Raw genomic sequence first — 15,993 nt, 5'->3', positions numbered from 1 at the left:
ACTCCCAAATCTGGTGGCAGTTAGGCAATCTCTACGTTACACAGAATCAGCCAGAGCCAGCAATAGCAGCCTACCGGCGCTTAATAAAACTAAATCCAGACGATCTAAAAGCCTACGAAAATCTGCTACAACTAGAACCGGAAAATTCAGAAATCTGGTGGCAGTTAGGCAATCTCTACGTTACGCAGAATCAGCCAGAGCAAGCAATAGAAGCATATCTGCGCGTCACCAAGCTCAATCCGAATTTTTATGAAGCTTATAACGATTTAGGTAAATTGCTGATCGAACAGCGTAAACTTGTGGAGGCCACAGAAGTTTTCCAACAAGCGATCGCCATTAATCCCAAATTAGCAGCAGCTTACTACAACTTGGGAAATGTCAGATTTCAGCTAAGTCAATTCGATTTAGCTATTGAAAGCTACGAGCAAGCTGCTGAAATTCAACCGGATTTAGCAGAAGTGCTGCTCGAGTTAGTGCCGTCACTGCGAATTAATAACCAGCTTGACAAAGCAACTTACTGCTGCCAGCGAGTCGTTGAAATTAACCCAAACTCTGTAGAAGGTCACTTCCAACTGGCCAATCTATCGCTCATGCGGGGCCAGCACGATGAAGCGCTGCGCCGTTACTATCATTCAAATAAAATTAAGTTTGCCGCAGCCCGCGATCGGGGCGAGATCGGGACTATCTGTCTGTGCGCTTTACCGAAATCAGGAACAGTCTACATTGCCCAAGCCTTGCAAAACGGGTTAAATATACCAGGCTCGCCGACCGACTTAGTAGCGTGTGTACCCATAGGTTTATTAGATTATTATTGGCAAATAAAATCGCCAGAAATATATACCAAGCCAGTATCGTGTGTAATTACTGTTCATACCAATCCTCACGAGTGGAATCAGTTTACAACACTGCGGATTGTAGACAGACTGTTGGTGAATGTTCGCGATCCGCGGCAAGCCCTAGTATCTTGGGTAGATCATCTCAACAGAACTCAACAATCTAGGGACGCGCCTACTCAGGAAGAATTATTTTTTAAATTAAAATCTTGTCCGCAAGATTATTTTTCGAGGTCAATTACCGAGCAAATAAATCATGAAATAGAAAGCGGATTCTTGCCGAAGGCAATTAAATGGATAGAAGGGTGGTTGGATGCCGAAGAAAATCCATCCTTTTATCCCAAAATACTGTTTACGCAACAGGAAGAGCTAGTAACAAATCCCAAGGCTTTATTTGAGTCAATACTGAATTTTTACGAGATAGAAACCACCAAGTTTACTTTTCCCGAACCGCCCAAATTTCTGGAAGGTACGCACTATCGAAAAGGACGGACTGACGAATGGCGGGAAGTGTTCGCACCCGAACAGATAGAGAAGGCTTCTTCTTTGATGCCCGATCGCCTGTTGGACAGATTTGGATGGCAAGCATAACTCAGAACAAAAATTTTGATAAATAAAGGTGTAATTATGAATGAAGAAATTCAACAAAGAACAAGTAATAGTTTTCAAATCGCCAATAAGCTCAAGCAGGAGGGGAAATTAGAAGCAGCGATAGCTCATTACAAAAATGCTATTGAAAGCCAGCCAAATTTTTATCTATATTACCATAATTTAGGGGAAAGTTTGACCCAAATATGCCGATTCGACGAGGCTATGGATTATTACGATAGCGCCGTAGCCCTCAACCCAAAATCGGCTTGGTCTCACCATAATCTCGGGGATGTTTGGCATACAAAAGGCTATGTAAACAAGGCCATTTTGGAATATCATACTGCTATTGCTGCGAACCCTAATTATTATGGCTTTCACAAAAAGCTGGGTGAAACATTCTATAAACTTGCCCTTGAAATTAACCCAGAAAATTTACCAGAATCTTTAGATATCTACAGCCAATTAGCGGAAATTTTAGTTCTGCCCGGTAAGAGTCCTGACTATCTAACTCCGTTATTCTACTCCAGCAGCCAAAACTTTTTGCAAGAAACCAGCCCGCTAAACGACGAAGATTTTGTAGAAAAAGTATATTTTACCTATCTTAAACGCGAGCCTGACGAACAAGGCAAAAAGCATTTCCTTCATTATCTCCGCAATGGCACAGACCGCCGACAAATCGTTGCTGAGATTCAAGAATCATCAGAATATAAGTCCCTGGTCATCTTCTTAATCAAATCAGTATATCTTCAACAAGCGATCGCGGCCTACCGCCGTGCAATGGATTTGAACCCGCACTACCATCAGTCTTCCGAACTATTGGGAGAGGCGATGACGCGGTGGGGTAAAGCATTAGAAGAGCGGGGCCGCCTAGATGAGGCAATTGATATTTACCAACAAGCGATCGCATCTTGCCATAACTTGGCAAGTGCTTATTACGAACAGGGAAGTGTGCTAGCGCAAGAAGGTCGATTTGGCGAAGCGCTGGAAAGTTACCAGAAAGCAATGACCCTCAAACCAGACTGGCCCGAAGCACATTATCTATTAGGAATAGCCCTAGATGAACTGAACCGTCACGACGAAGCGATCGCTTGTTGGGAAAAGATGTTCGCGCTCAAGCCAGACTGGCTGCAAGCATACATTATAATTGGAGCTAGATTTTGCTTGCGCGGCCAGAGCGAACAGTGGCGGAATATGCTTTGCAGAGCCAATAGAGTACAGCAAAACTTGGCTCGCTCGCACAACCTTGACCAGTTGAACGTCCGATTTTTATCTAGTATTTGGACAGCCGCCATCGGCCACATAGCTTTGATAGATTGGCATCTCAAGATGGAAGCCTTGGGCTGGCTTTCACCTCACCGTCGGCTGTTGTTGCTCAAGCCTGGTCAGCATATTGCTAATCCTCATTTTCTTAACTACTGGCGTCCTTATCTAGAAATGGTTTCAGAACCAGAAAGTCTCAAGGAATTCTCTGACTCATTACCCTATCTCGAAGAGAGCTTATACTCTGTTACTTTATCTAACGGACAAACCATGCTCTATTCTGAAGCAGGAGCAGCAGTACAAAAACAATGGGAATTGGAAGGGCGTTCTCCCTTGCTCTCGCTGTCTGATTCAGACAGCGAGCAAGGCTGGCGCTGTTTGCAGTCCCTAGGCTTACCCAAAAATGCTTGGTTTGTTTGTTTGCACGTTCGGGAGGATGGCTTCAACGGCGGATACCATCAGGGACTAAAATGTCAGAAATACCGCAATGCGGACATTGATACATATATGTTGGCTGTTGAGACGATCGTCGAACACGGTGGGTGGGTGATTCGTGTGGGCGATCGCACAATGAAGCCCCTACCGGCAATGAAACAGGTGATTGACTATGCTTGCAGTGAAGTTAGAAGCGATTGGATGGATGTGTTTCTTTGTGCTCAGTGTCGCTTTTTTATCGGCACAAGTTCAGGACTCTGCTTTGTACCGTCGATCTTTGGAGTGCCGTGCGTTTTAACAAATTGGGTACCTCTAGGAGCGTTCCGCTCCTGGTACAGTCAAAATATTTTGATTCCTAAGCTGTACTGGTCTCAGAAGGAAGAGCGTTTGTTGACATTTGCTGAGTTAATCCCTGCTCCTGTAGGTCACGTGTTCAGTACCCAAGTGCTTTCTGATATGGGTATTACAGTAGTAGATAACACCAGAGAAGAAATTAATGATTTAGTTGTCGAAATGCTGGAGCGGTTGGACGACAAAGTTGAGTATACAACAGCAGATGAACAATTGCAGGAACAGTTCACGGTGCTTGCCGAGAGTAATAAGTGCTATGGCTCCAGCCGCATTGGGAGGACTTTTTTACGCAAGTATGCTTGGCTGTTGCCAGCTATGAGCGATCGGGGAGACAAACATCAAGCCGTAGCAACGATCGCCAACTATGCAGCCGCCCGGTAAGCAGATAAATGCTCAACTAACTCAATCCCAGCTAGGAGGTGATTTTTCCCGAAAAACCGGAGCGACCATTTTTTTACAGATCGATTTGCGATCGCCAATATTTTGACTGATTGGGTATTTAAGTAGTAAATAATAGAGCAGGAGTGAAAGTAAGCATTATGGCAATTGGCATCACGACATTAGATTTTTACTCAATGCTGAAGAATCAAGGATACTTCAATGGTTTAAAAAGTGTTTGCGAACTTGGTTCTCAGAAAATAGCAGTTAAAGGTTGGGAGGATTTTGCATCTCATATCGACTTAGTAGAAGGTGGGGAGCTTACTCCCGTAGAAAATATCACAGCTAAATTTTTATACGAAAGTTTGGGATTCGAGCTGTACAAGTGTGTAGATACTGATGAATCGCCGGAGGCTCTGGTTTTCGATCTCAACAAAAGCTTTCAGCAAGCCTACGGATACTCGCAACAATTTGATTTAGTGACTAATCACGGCACTTCCGAACATTGTTTCAATCAGTATCAGTGTTTTAACAACATACACGATCTGTGCAGTGAAGGCGGATTAATGATTCATTGTGTCCCCTTTCAAGGGTTGCTAAATCACGGATTTTATAATTATCATCCATCTTTTTTTATGTGGCTGGCTGCTGCTAATAATTATAAATTATTGTCAATGACGATCACTGATGCGAATGTAACATCTTTGACACCCTATAGCGATTATACTGTCAAGTCATTGGTCACTCTTCCTCAAGAACAAAGATTAATTTTTGTGGCTTTCCAGAAACTCGATAACATAGAGTTTCGCGTGCCTTATGATGGTCAATATCTCTCGAATACAATTTCACCAGGTACGATAGTAAGTGAATACCGAGCTTATCAAAAATTATCAAACGATTATCTAAATAGAGGCAATCAATTTGTTGAGTTAGGTCAGATAGAAGAGGGTATTTTTGAATACCAGCAAGCGATTATCACTAATATATACGCATGGAACGGATATATACTTATGGGTGTTGCTCTGCAAAAACTCGGTAAGTTGGACGAGGCGATCGATAGCTACGGAAAAGCCATATTGTACAACCGTAATTCCGCTGAAGCACATTATCGCCTCGGAGTTGCACTGCAAGAGCAGGGAAAGACAGAGGAGGGCATAAAAAGCTACCAACGGGCGATCGCTCTTCTCCAGCCAGAGTGGCAAAAGTAAACTTCAATCTAGAAACATACTTTCTAGATTGTCAAAATATTTGAGAAGTTATCATTATGGGAATTGGCATCACAACATTTAATTTTTACTGTTTATTGAATGCTCGGGGCTACTTCACTGATTTAAAAAGTGTGATGGAAATCGGCGAGCAGAGTATTATGGTTGCAAACTGGGACGACTTTGCCGCTCGAATTGCTCGAGAAGTCGGAGATTTTAGCCACAATCAGGGCGAACCAATTACAGCCAAATCACTATACGAAAGCTTGGGATTTGAAAATTACAAGTGCATTGATACTTGTGAATCGTTAGACTCTTTAGTCTTCGATATGAATAAAGATTTGGCTGAAACTTATGGCTATTCACAACAATTTGATTTAGTCACTAATCACGGAAGTTCCGAACATTGCTTTAATCAATATCAATGCTTTAAAAACATTCACAATTTGTGCAGAGAGGGCGGAGTTATGATTCATGGATTACCATTTCACGGCTCGCTCAATCACGGATTTTATAATTATCAGCCATCTTTTTTTCAGTGGTTAGTCGCTGCTAATGACTATAAATTACTGTCTCTGGCAGTTGTGGACGTAAAAAGTGTCAAACCTGTTACCCCTTACAGTCAATCTATAGTTGAATCCTTACCAAGTTTAATTAAAGAACCCCGGTTGATTTTTGTAGCAATACAAAAACTCTGTGAGTCAGAGTTTCGGATACCCTATGATGGTCAATACCTTTCAAACAGCCTGTCCCCACCTCCTATAATCAAGGAATATCAAAATTATCAAAAACTGTCAAGCAATTATATAAAATCGGGTAATGAACTTGTCAAATCAGGAAAAATTGAGGAGGCAATTTTTGAATATCAACAAGCGATTATCACTAACTCCGGCTCGTGGGAACCATATTTAACGATGGGAATAGCTCAGGAAAAAATTGGCAATCTGGAGGAAGCGATTTTTAGCTATCAAAAGGTGATATCGAGCAATCCTAACTCGTCTGAAGCACACTATCGTCTCGGAGTCGCATTGCAAGAGCAGGGCAAGACAGAAGAAGGCATAAACAGCTACAAAGCTGCGATCGATCTTCTCCAGCCAGAGTGGCAAAAGTAAACTTCAAATCTAGCAACAGACTTTTTAAGACAGTTAAAATAAAGCAAGTTAAAGGAGTAAGATGTGTTGAAAAATCAAAATTTAATTGTTATAGGTAAAAACAGCTATATTGGCGGTTACTTCACTAAATATGCTAGTGACAATAATAATATCATCTCATTATCATCAAAAGATTGTAACTTCTTAGATAGTGAAAAAGTTGATAATTTGTTTAGAAACCTTAGCAACGACAGACCTTATACTATTGTATGTCTGGCAGGAATCAGCAGATTAGTAGCAAACTCTTTTGACTCTTATAATGAAAACGTAAAAATAGTTAATAATTTAATCAAACATTGCAAGCTTACGAATATTCAATCCATTATCTATTTCAGCTCCGTTGATGTCTATGGCAGCAAACCCAGCCTGCCGATCGCCGAACAATCGAAAATCGAACCAGACACTTGGTACGGATTAGCCAAATATTCTTGCGAATGGATGCTAATCTCATCAGGAGAGGTGAAATGTCCAGTAACCATCCTGCGAATTCCAGGTATTTATGGTCATGCCCCAAATGACCGAAGCGCGATCGCGAAAATAGCGTCATCAATCAAAAATGAACAGCGAGTATATATAAAAGGCAGCGGTCAAAATCTTCGGGATTACGTTTATTTAGAAGACATCTGCAACTTACTAGCATTGTTAATACCTTTGCAATATCACGGCACCATAAATGTAGCAACTGGTCAAAGTCATGCCATAATTGACATTGCCAACTTAATAGCTAAAATTTTCCACATCGAGTTGGAGGTGATTTATCAGCCACCCGAAGCAGAAAGAGAATTTGACTTAATGTTCGATACTCAGAAGCTGACCAGCCTCGTACCGAATTTTCGTTTCACTCCTCTAGAGGAGGGGATACGCTCTTACTTTCAAGAATCTAGCCAACATTCAACAGGAGAATCAAAATGAATAAAATTTACGAAGACACTCGCATCCAACCCATACTTCAAGAACCGTGGGTCAAGCTGGCTAATGGCTCTGACTTAGAAAATTGGAGCCGTCAGGACGAAATTGCTTACAATCAAGCCAACCGTCAAACTCAAAAGCTAGCTTTTTTTATGCAAGCTTTTGATTTTTTGACAGACAACAAAATTGAAGGCGACTATCACGAATACGGCTGCCATCGGGTCAGAACTTTTAGAATGGCTCTCACCGAAGCCCGCAGACATAACCTAGAATCAATGAATTTTTTGGCTTTCGACAGTTTCGAGGGACTCCCAGAAGTCGAATCGCAGCCCAGCCACCAAGTTTGGCAACAAGGTGCTCTCAAGACAGCCGAAGCTGAATTTTGGAATTTAATCAAAGAACATGACATTTATGTAGAGCGCTGTCAAACCATCAAAGGATTCTATAAAGACAGCCTTACTCAAGAGCTACAAGAAAGCTTTTTATCACACTCTCATAAAATTGCTTTAGCTTGTATAGACTGTGACCTATACGAGTCCGCAGTTCCGGTTTTTGAGTTTATTGAACCCTTGTTGCAAGAAGGTAGTCTGTTGTATATTGATGACCTATTTACTGGTTACAAAGGTTCCCCCGCTAAGGGAGTTGCCAAAGCGTTCACAGAGTTTCAGAAAAAAAGTCGATTTAGTTTTGCCCCACACATTCAAGTAGGATGGTGGGGTAGGTCTTTCATAGCTTACTTGGAGGATTGACCGTTAAGGCTCAAGACAAATCACCTGCATAGAAACATAAAAACATACTGAAACAAGAGGGCAAAATGGTTAAAACAGCAACAATTATTGGCGGTGGTTTTGCGGGCTGTACTTGGGCTCATATCCTAGCTAATAAAGGATGGCAAGTTACATTAATTGAATCTACATCCCGGATTGGTGGTGGATGTCAAACCTTATATTATGGAGGGCATCCTTACACTTTCGGCCCGCGCCACTTGTTCACATCCCAGGAATCTGTATTCAACTTTTTACACGAACGAGTGCCACAAAGACGGCTCAATCATTACCTGTTGACCTATGTGGAAAGAGACGGTCAATTTTACTCCTACCCACTCCATGCCGATGACATCCCGCTGATGCCAGACAAAGAAAAAATTGACCAAGAGTTACGCGAACGGCCAGATCCAAGCACGGCACGAAACTTTGAGGAATATTGGATTTATTCCGTTGGCGCAACACTGTATGACAAGTTTGTTAAAAACTACTCCAAAAAAATGTGGCAGATAGAGTCGAATACGGCACTGACTGACTTCAAATTTGATGGTAAAGGCGTCAAGTTGCGGACAGGGACAAAAGAAGTTCGCCCTGAATTTTTTATCTCTTATCCCATCTCCCTGCGTGCTTGGGACGACTACTTTGATATCTGTGTCAATACTCCAGGCGTAAAAGTTTGGATGAATTGTCATATAGAAGCTTTTGACGTACAAAAAGCATCTGTAAAAGTCCAGGGAGAATGGATTAAGTCAGATGTTTTGGTAAGTTCTCTTTCGCCAGATATGCTGTTTGACTTCGAGTATGGTGAGCTACAGTATATTGGGCGCGACTTTATTAAACTGGTGCTGCCAGTTGAACAAGTCATCCCTGACCCCACTTTTTTCTTGCACTATGCTAACGATGAAGTTTTTACTCGTGTGGTTGAATACAAGAAACTTACGGGGTACAAATCTCCTACTACTCTGTTAGGAATAGAAATTCCTTCATCGAGCAACAAACTTTACCCATATCCGATTAAAGAACAGCAGGAACTTGCCGATCGCTATCGGAAAGAAATGCCAGAAAATGTTTTTTCTGTCGGTAGAATGGGAAATTACCGCTATTACGACATTGGAATGATTGTTGATGAAGCTTTACGCTTCACAACTGATTTATGAATAATAATCATCGGTGTTCTATGAAATGGAGAATTATCAGCAGGAGCAATTATGGATAGACTGAATACACTGCCCCGACCATTCCGCGACGCTAGTTTATACCAAGCCACCCTTGAATCTGGATTCAAAACATTTCCGCAGCGAGAAGAAAATTATCTCAAATACCAAGCTGCCGATCGCGGTGAAGTGCTAGACTACTTACCCGTCATGCTCGATATCGAAAATGTCAGTCGCTGCAACTACCACTGCACCATGTGTCAAGTCAGTGATTGGGAAGGTTACAAACGAGCCGATGATATGTCTTTTGAAGACTATAAAGCACTGATTGATAGCCAGTACGGATTGATTGAAATCAAATTGCAAGGAATGGGTGAACCCCTGCTGGGCAATTGCTACTTTGAAATGATTGAGTATGCCAGAGCAAAACATATATGGGTCAGGTCAACCACCAATGCTTCAATCTTGCATTTCCAAGACAATTATAAGCGACTAATAGATACAGATATCTGTGAGTTGCAGGTTTCTGTTGATGGAACCACAAAGGAGACTTATGAAAAAATACGCCGAGGGGGTCGTTTTGAAAAAGTTGTAGAAAATTGTCGCCTGCTGAATGAGTATTGTCGCGATACTAACCGCAAGCGCACTCGTATGTGGACAGTAGTTCAGCAAGATAATTTTTCGGAATTGGAACAGTTTCCAGTCTTAGCTGCTGACTTAGGTTTTGAACGTTTAACTTTGTCCCTTGACGTGAATGATTGGGGTCAAGACCAGTGGCGAGAAGTTAGCGAAAAAGTTGATATCCACAGACAGTTCGATTTGTCAATGGCAGAACGCTTGATTGCGGTTGGGAAAGAACACAACGTCGAAGTTACATTCTGGTTCATCGACCAAAAATACGATATAACCGACCCCAAAAAACTCTGCCCCTGGCCTTTCGATCGCCTTTATATCTCCTCAGATATGAAAATAGTTCCTTGCTGTATGGTTGCCAACCCTGAAGTTTGCGAACTGGGGGATGCGCGCAAGTTAACCCAGGAGTGGAATAGCGAACAAATGATTGACTTTAGACGCTCTCATTTACAGGGGAATATCCCGAAAATCTGTAAAGCTTGCTACAATAACTGTTCAAAATAGGTGTTTTTATGAAACCGAATGAAAGCACGACGATAGTCGCTGATGTGGGTGGTCGTTATGGGATGCACCCATCTTGGTCAGGCTTTGCAGGAGAATTACTTTACCTAACGTTTGAGCCAGATCCAGAAGAGGCAGAACGCCTGAGGCAGTATAATTCTCGACCAGGCTTTGAAGTGGTTGAGCTGGCGCTAGCTAAAGCAGAAGGAGAAAGAGAGTTTTATATTACCAAACACCGGGGATATTGCTCTTTTTATCCGCCAAATCTCGATTCAGAATGGTTCAAACGATACAGACCAGGTGAAGGGGAAATTGAATCGGTCATTCGTGTTAAAACTTCCTCTCTGGACAGTTTAGCAAGTTCTCGCAAAATAGATATTGACTTTCTCAAGATTGATACAGAAGGTTCTGAATTAGAAATCTTAGAGGGAGCCCAAAGGCAGATTTCATCTAGTTTACTTGGGGTGCGGGTAGAAGTTTTATTTGAGGAAATTTACAAGAATGTTCCTCTGTTTCCCGAAATTTTCAATCATCTACAAGCACGGGATTTCTTTTTTCTAAATTTTGATTACTTCGGTCGGGGAGTGCCTCGCCATGCTTTGTTTCGCAATCCCAATCCCTTAGTACCCGATCACGATCGTTACGGAGCTTTGATTGGTACAGATGGTGTGTGGTTAAGGAAGTATGATTGGGTATGCGATCGCTACAAAGGGGAAAGTTTGGAACTAGCGACTCTCAAGTATGCTTATTTCTGTGTTTTGAACTCTGCCACTGATGTTGCTCTAGATACCCTAATGGGCTTTGTCGGTACACACAATTTTAGTCCTGCGACTGTTGAAACTAAAATTTACCGTACCCTGAGACGAATCTGTACAGAATATTTGGGACGCTATCGGGTTAACCCAGAAGACGTACAGTGGAATATAGCCCGATCGACTCTCAAAGCAATTTTTGACATAGAACTAGAAGCAGGAAACAAGTATTGGGAATTGATCCAAAGTTTGTAACCGATGAGTTTATTATAAAATTCAAGGTAGTCAAATGATATCAAGATTTGAGGAGAAACTGATTGACTGCATCTAAACACTGCTTAGTCACCGGTGCCGCCGGTTTCATCGGCAGCCACCTGTGCGATCGCCTCTTAGCCCTCGGCCACACCGTCACCGGCCTCGACAGCCTAATAGTAGGCCGCCTCGCCAACCTAGAACCAGCCAAAACCCACAACACATTTACCTTTATCGAGCAAGACGCAGCCAGCATCACCCCCTCCACGCTCGAAGGAATTGACTGGGTATTTCACCTAGCAGGGCTCGCCGACTTAGTACCGTCGATCGAAAACCCCAGCCAATACTACCACTCGAACGTTCAAGGCACTTTTAGCCTGCTAGACGCTTGCCGCCACGCTCAAATCCAGCGCTTCGTCTACACCGCATCCTCCACCTGCTACGGCATCCCAGACCAATATCCCACACCCGAAACCTATCCCTGCTCTCCCGAACACCCCTACGGCTTGACTAAGTATTTAGGCGAGCAAATGGTCATGCACTGGGCCAAAGTTTACAAACTCCCGGCCCTTTCCCTGCGACTGTTTAACGTCTATGGGCCCCGATCGCGCACTACAGGGGCCTACGGCGCAGTCTTCGGAGTCTTCTTAGCTCAAAAATTAGCAGGAAAACCCTTCACCCTTGTCGGAGACGGCACCCAAACCAGAGACTTCACCTTCGTCAGCGATGTCGTAGAAGCCTTTGTCACCGCCGCAGCATCCGATGTAACGGGTGAAATTATCAACATCGGCTCCGGCAACCCTCAAAGTGTCCTAACATTAGTGGAACTATTAGGCGGCCCCATCGTCCACATCCCAAAACGCCCCGGGGAGCCAGACTGCACTTGGGGAGATATCACCAAAGCTAAAACTCTCTTGGGATGGGAGCCAAAAGTTCCTTTCCCCGAAGGGGTAGCCCAGATGTTGGCAAACATCAGCTTGTGGAAAGAAGCACCAGTCTGGACACCAGATTCAATTCAGGAAGCCACAAAAGCATGGTTTGAGTATTTGGGAAAAACCTAAACTTATGGTTCAAAACACCGCCGATCGAGTTAATCTGCAAGTTGCAAAAGCATTTATTTATCAGGGCGATCGCCTGTTACTGCAACTGCGAGACAATATACCTGAGATTATAGCTCCCAATCATTGGGGACTGTTCGGCGGTACTGTTGATGAAGGGGAAACTCCAGCCGAAGCTATGAAGCGAGAAATCGCAGAAGAACTTTGCTGGATACCGCCCGAACCCAAATACTTGCTGACTTGGGAAGCACCCGATCGCGCTTGCACCACCTATATTTTTGGTATTCCGCTGACAGTACCGACTAGCCAATTAACCTTAACGGAGGGGCAAGCCTTCCAACTATTTACCTTTGAGGAATTGACTCAAGTTTTGTTAGTGCCGAAAATTCCTCGAATGCTACCACAAGTTGTGGAGGCGATCGCCTCTGAGGAACTAACCGCAGCTTGGCAGGAGTTCAGCACTAAAAATTTAACATCGGGCAGGATATCAAATCCGTGACTATCGGAATTAATATAACCTACAGTCAGGATACGGCAGTGTCCATTAGTGTCAACTTAACTTCAAACCCAGCCACAGACTGCTCTTTGATTATTAGGGTTCGATCCCCCCTAGCCCCCCGATCGAAGGGGGGGACAGGAGTCTACTCAAAGTCCCCCTTCTTAAGGGGGATTTAGGGGGATCTAGACTTTGCCTAAAACCCAGATTTCTCAGGGGTTTCAGGCTTAAGTTGACACCATTGGGCTCTTGGAGTGTCCCTACAATTAATCGGGGTAGTCCAAGGGCATTGCCGTGTCCTCCGTGATTATCACGCTTGGGTGCAACCGGAATTGATATGACTCATTAACTAATACCAAAGCTGACAAATTAAATGCAAACTTTTCCCTCACAACTTCCCTTTGCCACCGATTACTTCCGCCAACTTGCAAATTTAAGCGAAAGTTTTGAAGCGACTGACAAAAAATCTCAGCCTCTTTCCTTTGCCGAAGCAATTAGTCGAGCAGCAGCTTTGGTATCTCAACAAAGCCAACAGCAAAAAAAAGTAATTTTTATTGGCAATGGCGGCAGTGCAGCCGTGGCCAGTCACCAGGCGATAGATTACTGGCGAAATGGAGGCTTTCCGGCGATCGCCTTCAATGACGGTGCTCTCCTGACTTGCATCAGCAACGACTTCGGCTACGAACAAGTTTTCAGCAAACCGATCGCCACTTTTGCCCAATCGGGAGATATCGTATTTGCCATTAGCAGTTCGGGACAGTCTGCCAACATCTTAGCAGGTGCTCGTCAAGCAGCTCAAATGGGCTGCTATGTCATCACCCTTTCAGCTTTTAAACCAGATAATCCCCTGCGCCAATTAGGAGACATTAACTTTTTCGTGCCGACAATGGCCTATGGATTTGCAGAAATTACCCATTTGTGCATCTGTCATTGTATTCTAGATGGGCTGATGAAAGGTTCGTTACCAGCAACAGAAATTGATAGTTCGGTAAATGATGACAGCAAGCTATTTTCAGGCAGCCAACAAACTTAAACAGGAAGGTAAATTAGAGGAGGCGATCGCCTCCTACCGCCAAGCCATCGACCAAAACCCCAACTTTTATTTGTCTCACCACAACTTGGGGGAAACATTGGCTAAACTCGGCCGCTGGGAAGAAGCAGTTACTGCCTGCGATCGCGCTATTCAACTCAACCCTAATTCGGTTTGGTCTTATTACAATTTAGGGGAAGCTTTAGCAAAACTCTGTCGGTGGGAAGATGCGATCGCCTCCTACCGCCGCGCGATTGAGCTTTCCCCAGATTTTTATAAATTTTACAGCAGCTTAGGGGCAGCCCTATGCAAACAGGGCCGTCGCCCCGAAGCCGCCGCCTTCTACTGTCAAGCTGCGGAATTGTTGGTCAAACAGCAGCGGTGGAATGAAGCCGACAATTGTTACAGTCAGGCTATGGGGCTCAATCCATCAGTTAAGGATGACTACCGCAATTTAGCAGAAACCCTGACACAACAGCGGGAGCTTGAAATTGCGATCGCCACCACCCGTAAAGCCATTAACCTCGCACCAGAAAACGCTGAACTTCACTGCAAATTAGGGAAAATACTAACACAGCAAAACCGACGGATAGAAGCAATTAAAAGCTATAAAAAAGCGATCGCCCTCAATTTTGACTTAGAAGAAGCACATATCAACCTCGTCAACTTACTGATAGAGCAAGCCGAAATAGATGAGGCTCAGCAAAAACAAAACAAACCCTCTTTAGAGCAAGAGGCACTTTTCAACCTCGGAAACTTACTGATACAGCAAGGTAAATTAGAAGAAGCAATTGAGATTTACCACAGAGCGATCGCCCTCAAACCAAATTGGACGGAAGCTAACCTCAAGCTAGTAGAAGCTCACATGAAAAAGAGCTGGAATTTTTACGATATTGGCAAATTACACGAATCACTCAGCTCTACAGAAAGTGCGAACGACATATATAACTCTCAGCTTGAAAAGCATCCCCTCGGCAATTTAGGTATTCGCTTCATCACGCCGGAATATTTCACAAACTGGCCTTGGTTGGGAGCGATCGGCCACCTAGCAATCAATATAGATATTTATATTAAGATGGGTATTCTCGGCTGGCGACCTCAATACCAGACAATTCTTTTAGCGCCGCCAGAACAAGTCATCAATCCCTGTTTGCTCAACTACTGGCGACGCTATGTCCACATTATCACCGACCCTTCGCTGATCGATCGCCTGCTGCCCTTAGCGAAGACTATGCGCTGCTTGGAATACACTCTGTACCACATCAAACTTGCCAGCGGACAGATGGTAGATCTAGGTTACGCCTTCTCAACAGTTCAAAAACAGTGGCAAACACAGAGCAAACCGCCCCTGCTCGCTCTATCGCCTTCTGATGATGAGCGGGGATGGAACTGTTTGCAAGACCTGGGAGTGCCTAAAAATGCCTGGTTTGTTTGTCTCCACGTTCGAGAAGATGGCTTTCGAGCAGAAGGATTGATTACACACCGCAGTGCTGATATTAATACTTACTCCGCCGCGATCGAGTCGATCGTCGCGCGCGGCGGCTGGGTCATCCGCATGGGCGACCCTACCATGAAACCGCTACCACCGATGAAACAGGCGATCGACTACGCTCGCACTGAGGCAAAAAGCGATTGGATGGATGTTTTTCTGTGCACTTCCTGTCGTTTCTTTCTCGGAAGCGCTTCAGGTCTCGCCTGTCTTCCCTTAGTATTTGGAGTTCCCAGTGCCATTACCAACACTTGGCCTATCTCCGGGCGTCCTGCGTCGAATCAGGATTTATTCATCCCCAAACTTGCTTGGTCTCAATTTGAAAATCGCTATCTCACCTTTGAAGAAGCACTAGCTCCTCGATTCTTTTTCAACCTCAACAGCAAACTTCTTTATTCGTGGGGCATTCAAGTAGTAGATAACAGCCCAGAAGAGATTAATGACTTGGTACTGGAAATGCTCGATCGACTAGAAGGAAAATTTCAGTACACAGAAGAAGACGAAGTTTTACAGCAGCAGTTCAACTCTCTGCCAACACCTTATGGCATGAGTGCTTTCAATAGCCGGATGGGACGATCTTTTTTGCAAAAGTATTACAATTTGGGACTGACGCAAACAGGCAGTTGATGCCCTATACATCGGGAGTTGGTTGATAAATCGAGATAGGTTGGATATATTGCGATCGAGCAAGCAGCCCCTTTTAACCCGGGCCTTCCTACACCGCAACCGCTGTATATTTGACTATTGGGAG

The 15,993-nt window shown here is 43.9% G+C and carries 13 protein-coding genes; all 13 read left to right on the top strand.

What is annotated here, in order from left to right; translation table 11 throughout:
• Nucleotides 1–1,424: tetratricopeptide repeat protein (locus tag QT974_RS00105; protein WP_333466521.1), on the top strand; the 1,424-nt coding region annotated here is incomplete at its 5' end.
• Between the two features lie 36 nt (nt 1,425–1,460).
• Nucleotides 1,461–3,851, top strand: a complete 2,391-nt coding sequence (locus QT974_RS00100; protein ID WP_333466520.1) for a TIGR04372 family glycosyltransferase — start codon at nt 1,461–1,463, stop codon at nt 3,849–3,851.
• Between the two features lie 143 nt (nt 3,852–3,994).
• Nucleotides 3,995–5,056, top strand: coding sequence for a tetratricopeptide repeat protein (locus QT974_RS00095; protein ID WP_333466519.1), 1,062 nt, complete (start codon nt 3,995–3,997; stop codon nt 5,054–5,056).
• A gap of 158 nt (nt 5,057–5,214) precedes the next feature.
• Entirely contained in the window at nt 5,215–6,165 is a 951-nt protein-coding gene (locus QT974_RS00090; protein WP_333466518.1) for a tetratricopeptide repeat protein, read from the top strand.
• Nucleotides 6,166–6,228: 63 nt separating this feature from the next.
• Entirely contained in the window at nt 6,229–7,116 is an 888-nt protein-coding gene (locus QT974_RS00085) for an NAD-dependent epimerase/dehydratase family protein (RefSeq protein ID WP_333466517.1), read from the top strand.
• A complete protein-coding gene (locus tag QT974_RS00080) occupies nt 7,113–7,862 on the top strand; it encodes a TylF/MycF/NovP-related O-methyltransferase (protein WP_333466516.1) in 750 nt (249 codons plus the stop codon). Before QT974_RS00085 ends, QT974_RS00080 begins: the two co-directional genes overlap by 4 nt.
• 65 nt (nt 7,863–7,927) lie before the next feature.
• Nucleotides 7,928–9,034, top strand: a complete 1,107-nt coding sequence (locus QT974_RS00075) for an FAD-dependent oxidoreductase (protein WP_333466515.1) — start codon at nt 7,928–7,930, stop codon at nt 9,032–9,034.
• Between the two features lie 51 nt (nt 9,035–9,085).
• The gene (locus QT974_RS00070; protein ID WP_333466514.1) at nt 9,086–10,168 is read left to right on the top strand and encodes a radical SAM protein; all 1,083 of its coding nucleotides are present in this window, start codon (nt 9,086–9,088) and stop codon (nt 10,166–10,168) included.
• An 8-nt stretch (nt 10,169–10,176) separates the two neighbouring features.
• Complete coding sequence (locus QT974_RS00065) at nt 10,177–11,172, top strand: FkbM family methyltransferase (protein ID WP_333466513.1); 996 nt, start codon at nt 10,177–10,179, stop codon at nt 11,170–11,172.
• Nucleotides 11,173–11,234: 62 nt separating this feature from the next.
• Nucleotides 11,235–12,230 carry an SDR family oxidoreductase gene (locus QT974_RS00060; RefSeq protein WP_333466512.1) on the top strand — a complete coding sequence of 332 codons (996 nt, stop codon included), beginning with the start codon at nt 11,235–11,237 and terminating at the stop codon, nt 12,228–12,230.
• Between the two features lie 4 nt (nt 12,231–12,234).
• Nucleotides 12,235–12,726 carry an NUDIX hydrolase gene (locus QT974_RS00055; RefSeq protein WP_333466511.1) on the top strand — a complete coding sequence of 164 codons (492 nt, stop codon included), beginning with the start codon at nt 12,235–12,237 and terminating at the stop codon, nt 12,724–12,726.
• Between the two features lie 370 nt (nt 12,727–13,096).
• The gene (locus QT974_RS00050) at nt 13,097–13,756 is read left to right on the top strand and encodes an SIS domain-containing protein (RefSeq protein WP_333466510.1); all 660 of its coding nucleotides are present in this window, start codon (nt 13,097–13,099) and stop codon (nt 13,754–13,756) included.
• On the top strand, nt 13,716–15,869 hold the full coding sequence (locus QT974_RS00045) for a TIGR04372 family glycosyltransferase (RefSeq protein WP_333466509.1): 2,154 nt from the start codon (nt 13,716–13,718) through the stop codon (nt 15,867–15,869). The genes QT974_RS00050 and QT974_RS00045 overlap by 41 nt, the downstream gene beginning before the upstream one ends.
• Nucleotides 15,870–15,993: the final 124 nt, after the last annotated feature.

The organism is Microcoleus sp. BM001215392 (genome assembly GCF_036700185.1).
Taxonomy (GTDB): Bacteria; Cyanobacteriota; Cyanobacteriia; order Cyanobacteriales; family Microcoleaceae; genus Microcoleus.
The sequence above is the reverse complement of the archived record's forward strand: the minus strand, read 5'-3'. Positions and strand labels throughout refer to the sequence as shown.

Coding starts and splice junctions, on each gene's coding strand:
- QT974_RS00100 (WP_333466520.1), top strand. CDS start 1,461: ATGAATGAAGAAATTCAACAAAGAACAAGTAATAGTTTTCAAATCGCC.
- QT974_RS00090 (WP_333466518.1), top strand. CDS start 5,215: ATGGTTGCAAACTGGGACGACTTTGCCGCTCGAATTGCTCGAGAAGTC.
- QT974_RS00080 (WP_333466516.1), top strand. CDS start 7,113: ATGAATAAAATTTACGAAGACACTCGCATCCAACCCATACTTCAAGAA.
- QT974_RS00075 (WP_333466515.1), top strand. CDS start 7,928: ATGGTTAAAACAGCAACAATTATTGGCGGTGGTTTTGCGGGCTGTACT.
- QT974_RS00070 (WP_333466514.1), top strand. CDS start 9,086: ATGGATAGACTGAATACACTGCCCCGACCATTCCGCGACGCTAGTTTA.
- QT974_RS00065 (WP_333466513.1), top strand. CDS start 10,177: ATGAAACCGAATGAAAGCACGACGATAGTCGCTGATGTGGGTGGTCGT.
- QT974_RS00055 (WP_333466511.1), top strand. CDS start 12,235: ATGGTTCAAAACACCGCCGATCGAGTTAATCTGCAAGTTGCAAAAGCA.
- QT974_RS00050 (WP_333466510.1), top strand. CDS start 13,097: ATGCAAACTTTTCCCTCACAACTTCCCTTTGCCACCGATTACTTCCGC.
- QT974_RS00045 (WP_333466509.1), top strand. CDS start 13,716: ATGATGACAGCAAGCTATTTTCAGGCAGCCAACAAACTTAAACAGGAA.